Source organism: Segeticoccus rhizosphaerae (assembly GCF_009192725.1).
Classification (GTDB): Bacteria; Actinomycetota; Actinomycetes; order Actinomycetales; family Dermatophilaceae; genus Segeticoccus; species Segeticoccus rhizosphaerae.
In genome coordinates this window covers 1-4,463 of the sequence record NZ_VOHR01000305.1, presented here as the reverse complement: position 1 = coordinate 4,463, position 4,463 = coordinate 1, and the positions used below count along the sequence as shown (strand labels likewise).

At 68.1% G+C, this 4,463-nt stretch carries 4 protein-coding genes and 2 pseudogenes; 3 read left to right on the top strand and 3 right to left on the bottom strand.

Annotated features, from left to right (window positions below; all coding sequences use genetic code 11):
* Positions 1 to 453, bottom strand: a pseudogene (locus FRW57_RS17860) (aminotransferase); the annotation flags it as partial.
* A 96-nt stretch (positions 454 to 549) separates the two neighbouring features.
* Here FRW57_RS17860 and ctaC point away from each other — a divergent pair.
* From ctaC to FRW57_RS17845, 3 genes are read left to right on the top strand one after another with little or no spacing between them, the layout of a single operon-like run.
* A complete protein-coding gene (gene ctaC, locus FRW57_RS17855) occupies positions 550 to 1,449 on the top strand; it encodes an aa3-type cytochrome oxidase subunit II (protein WP_373681275.1) in 900 nt (299 codons plus the stop codon).
* The gene (gene ctaD / locus FRW57_RS17850; protein WP_152186626.1) at positions 1,449 to 3,215 is read left to right on the top strand and encodes an aa3-type cytochrome oxidase subunit I; all 1,767 of its coding nucleotides are present in this window, start codon (positions 1,449 to 1,451) and stop codon (positions 3,213 to 3,215) included. Before ctaC ends, ctaD begins: the two co-directional genes overlap by 1 nt.
* Positions 3,216 to 3,217: 2 nt before the next feature.
* Positions 3,218 to 3,619, top strand: a complete 402-nt coding sequence (locus FRW57_RS17845) for a cytochrome c oxidase subunit 4 (RefSeq protein WP_152186625.1) — start codon at positions 3,218 to 3,220, stop codon at positions 3,617 to 3,619.
* Positions 3,620 to 3,671: 52 nt separating this feature from the next.
* On the opposite strand, the gene FRW57_RS17840 is transcribed toward FRW57_RS17845, so the two are convergent.
* Entirely contained in the window at positions 3,672 to 4,016 is a 345-nt protein-coding gene (locus FRW57_RS17840; protein ID WP_202911389.1) for a metallopeptidase family protein, read from the bottom strand.
* Between the two features lie 104 nt (positions 4,017 to 4,120).
* Positions 4,121 to 4,463: pseudogene (locus FRW57_RS23440) on the bottom strand (cytochrome bc1 complex cytochrome b subunit); the annotation flags it as partial.

Here is a 4,463-nt window from a genome sequence, read left to right as displayed (position 1 = left end):
AGATCCGGGATCGCGCGTGAACGCCTCGACGTCGGCCCGGCCACGGTGGTCCACCGGGACCTCGGCGAACCCGTGACCCCGTGCGGCGCGGTGTCGACCGTGGGTGAGGACCGTGGAGTGGTCGACGGCGCACGCCACGAGCCGGTCGCCACGACGTCGGCCGGCCCACAGCAGCCCCTCGATGCCGGCGTGCAGGGCCGCCGGGCCACCGGGCAGGAACGAGAGCTCGGCAGGGCGCACCCCGAGGCCCTCGGCGAGGACCTCCCGGGCCCGGTCGAGCAGCGCGCGAGCGGTGCGCGCCTGCGCATACAGCCTGCTCGTGTCGGCCCAACCCTGGTCCCACGCGGCCGCCAGGGTCGCTCGGGCGGCGGGCAGCATCGGGGCCTGCGCCGCGTCCAGCAGGGCACGGGCGGGAGGCTCCGGGACCGGGTTCGCGGGGACGGGTGACGGCACGCCACGACGGTATCCGGCCCTAGGGGGACTGACGAGCCGGGCTGGAGTAGGGTTTCGCTCGTTGGCTCGACTGAATCTGTCCGGTTTGTCTGGAAGGTGCGCCCCTTGCGTCGGCACGAAGACTCCCCCGCGCGCGTGAAGAACGCGCGGCGCGGCCTGACCGTCGCCGGTCTGGCGGTGGCGTGTGTGGCCGTCCTCAGCGGATGCGGCACCGCTGTGGAACGTGGCTTCCTGCCGCACGGCGTGACCGAGAACGCCGCCAAGGTGCAGAGTCTGTGGAACGGCGCCTGGATCGCCGCGCTCGGCGTCGGCGTGCTGGTGTGGGGTCTCACCGTCTGGTGCGTCGTGCGTTATCGCCGCAAGAAGGACGACGTCGGCCTCCCCGAGCAGATGCGCTACAACGTGCCGATCGAGATCCTCTACACCGTGGTCCCGGTCTTCATGGTGGCCGTGCTGTTCGCGCACACCGTCAAGGACGAGTCGGCCCTGATGGACGTCAGCAAGAAGCCCGACGTGACCATCAACGTGGTGGCCAAGCAGTGGAGCTGGGACTTCAACTACGTCAATGCCAACACCTACGAGGCCGGCACCCACGTCCACCTCACCGGGAAGCCCGGCGTGGAGAAGACGCTGCCCACCCTCTGGCTGCCCGTGAACAAGCGGGTCGAGTTCATCCTCACCTCCCGCGACGTCATCCACTCGTTCTGGGTGCCGCAGTTCCTGCAGAAGCTCGACGTGCTGCCCGGACAGGTCAACCGGTTCCAGGTGGTGACGACCGAGAAGGGCATGTACCAGGGCAAGTGCGCCGAGCTGTGCGGTGCCTACCACTCCGAGATGCTCTTCCGGGTCAAGGTGACCTCGGAAGCCGACTACCAACAGCACCTGAAGAGCCTCAAGGCGCAGGGCAACAACGGGCTGCTGTCCAACTCCCTCAGCCGCGAGGGCATCATCGGCCGCGACCAGCAGTACCTGCCTCCGAACGACGGGAGTAAGTGATGGCCACCATCAGTCCGACCACCACGGCTCCGGCACCTCCGGTCGCGGCTCCGCCGCGGCCGGTCCGGTCTCCGGGCAGCACGGTGATCAAGTGGGCCACCACCACCGACCACAAGGTCATCGGCAACCTCTACTTCATCACCTCGTTTGCCTTCTTCATGCTGGGTGGCCTGCTGGCCCTGCTGATCCGCGCCGAGCTGTTCGAGCCGGGGCTGCAGGTCGTCGACAACCCCGAGCACTTCAACCAGCTGTTCACGATGCACGGCACGATCATGCTGCTGCTGTTCGCGACGCCGTTGTTCGCAGGATTCGCCAACGCTCTGATGCCGATCCAGATCGGCGCGCCGGACGTGGCGTTCCCGCGGCTGAACATGTTCGCCTACTGGCTCTACCTGTTCGGCGGTCTGATCGCGGCGGCCGGCTTCCTCACTCCCCAGGGGGCCGCGTCCTTCGGGTGGTTCGCCTACGCGCCGCTGTCGGACACGACATACAGCCCCGGCCTGGGTGGCAACCTGTGGGTGTTCGGTCTGGCGCTCGCCGGGTTCGGGACGATCCTCGGTGCGGTCAACTTCATCACCACGATCATCTGCATGCGCGCGCCCGGCATGACCATGTTCCGGATGTCCGTCTTCAGCTGGACGGTCCTCGTGACCTCGATCCTCGTGCTCATGGTCTTCCCGGTGCTGGCCGCCGCGCTCTTCGGGCTGGGTGCCGACCGGGTCGTGGGCGCGCACATCTTCGACCCCGCCAACGCGGGAGCGATGCTGTGGCAGCACATGTTCTGGTTCTTCGGCCACCCCGAGGTCTACATCATCGCGCTGCCCTTCTTCGGCATCATCAGCGAGATCCTGCCGGTCTTCTCGCGCAAGCCGATCTTCGGCTACAAGACCCTGATCATGGCCACGATCGCCATCGCGGCCCTGTCGATGACCGTGTGGGCGCACCACATGTACGCGACCGGACAGGTGCTGCTGCCCTTCTTCTCGGTCATGACGATGCTGATCGCGGTGCCGACCGGGGTGAAGTTCTTCAACTGGATCGGCACCATGTGGGGCGGGTCGCTGACCTTCGAGACCCCGATGTTGTGGTGCATCGGCTTCCTCACCACGTTCCTGTTCGGCGGCCTGACCGGCGTCATCCTGGCCAGCCCGGCGCTGGACTTCCACGTCACCGACAGCTACTTCGTGGTCGCCCACTTCCACTACGTGGTCTTCGGCACCGTGGTCTTCGCGATGTTCGCCGGGTTCTACTTCTGGTGGCCCAAGCTGACCGGCCGGATGCTCGACGAGCGGCTGGGCAAGATCCACTTCTGGATGCTCTTCTTCGGCTTCCACATCACCTTCTTGATCCAGCACTGGCTGGGTGTGATCGGCATGCCCCGCCGCTACGCGGACTACATGCCTGAGGACGGCTTCACCTGGGCCAACCAGGTGTCCAGTGCCGGCGCGTTCCTGCTCGGCGCCTCGATGCTGCCGTTCCTCTATGCCGTGTGGAAGGCGTGGCGGACCGCGCCACTGGTCGAGACCGACGACCCGTGGGGCTACGGTGGCTCGCTGGAGTGGGCCACGTCCTGCCCGCCGCCGCGGCACAACTTCGACTCCATCCCCCGGATCCGCTCCGAGCGTCCTGCGTTCGACCTGCACCACCCCGAGGTCGGCACGCTCGAGACGCCCGTGCCCGACAGGGGAGTCGTGGAGGAGCTGCTCGGTGGCCCCTCGTCTGGTCCCGAGACCGTCCAAGATGACCACCGGAGAGAGGGTCACTGACGATGAAGGTCGAATACAAGTTCTTCGTGATCCTGTCGGCGTTCTTCCTGATCGTCGGCACCGTCTATGGCGTCACCACCGAGTGGGACGAGCCGGTCGGGCCGGTGGGCCTCTACCTGTGCATGGGTCTGTGCCTGATGATCGGCGGATTCCTGTGGTGGACCGGACGCAAGCTCGACACGCGTCCCGAGGACCGCCTCGACGGCGAGATCTCCGATGTCGACGGCGACTACGGCTTCTTCAGCCCGCACAGCTACTGGCCGCTGGCCGTGGCGGCCTCCGCCGCCGTCGTCTTCCTCGGCCTGGCAATCGGGTGGTGGATGGTCTTCATCGGCGCCCCGCTGGTCGCGCTGGCCGCCACCGGATGGGTCTTCGAGTACTTCCACGGCGACCACGCCATCTGAGAGCAGCTGGACGCGACCGGCCCGGCCGAGGACCTGCGGGGTTCCGGCCCCCCTAACCCCAGCCGAGGGCATGCAGCCGCGCGTCGTTGATCCCGAAGTGGTGTGCGATCTCGTGCACCACCGTCACCGCGACCTCATCGAGCACCTCGTCCCGCGTGTGGCACATCCGCAGGGTGGGCCCGCGGAAGATCGTGATGCGGTCCGGTAGCGAGCCGGCGTGCCAGATCGGATCGCGCTCGGTCAGGGGAATGCCCTCGTAGATGCCGAGCAGGTGCGGGTCCTCGGCGGGTGGCTCGTCCTCGACGAAGAACGCGACGTTGTCCATGAGGGCCAGCAGTTCGGCCGGCACGTCGTCCAGGGCGTCGCCCACCGCCTCCTCGAACTCCTGCGCGCTCATCTCCATGCGGCCCAGCCTGCCATCTCGCCGAGGACTCACCAGAACGGCCCGGCCGCGCCGTGGTGGCGCTGCCGGGCCGTTCTGTTCTGGGAGGTGCGGCCGGGTCAGGGGCGGCCGTCTCCGTCGTGGTCGTCGCCGTCGTGGGCGCTGGCCACGAGCTCACCGGCGCGCGGCTGCTCCTGCTGCCCGCTCTCGATCGCCTCAGTCGACCCGTCGTGGTGCGCCGCCGCCAGTTCGCGGGGCGTCACCGCCTCGATCCGGTCGCTGAAGTAGAAGTGCGACAGGCGGGCCCGGACCTTCTCCTTGGCGCTGCCGGGGCGGCGCACACCGTTGTCGTCCACCGGCGCCTCGAGGGCGAGCGGGTGGTGCACCTCCTGCTGCACCAGTGGCCAGCGGGTGTACTCGTCCAGCGGCTCGTGCGCCTCGAAGAACTTCCCGTCGGCGGTG

Excerpts from the sequence above, each read along its gene's own strand:
- ctaD (WP_152186626.1), top strand. The coding sequence starts at position 1,449 with ATGGCCACCATCAGTCCGACCACCACGGCTCCGGCACCTCCGGTCGCG.
- FRW57_RS17845 (WP_152186625.1), top strand. The coding sequence starts at position 3,218 with ATGAAGGTCGAATACAAGTTCTTCGTGATCCTGTCGGCGTTCTTCCTG.
- FRW57_RS17840 (WP_202911389.1), bottom strand. The coding sequence starts at position 4,016 with ATGAGCGCGCAGGAGTTCGAGGAGGCGGTGGGCGACGCCCTGGACGAC.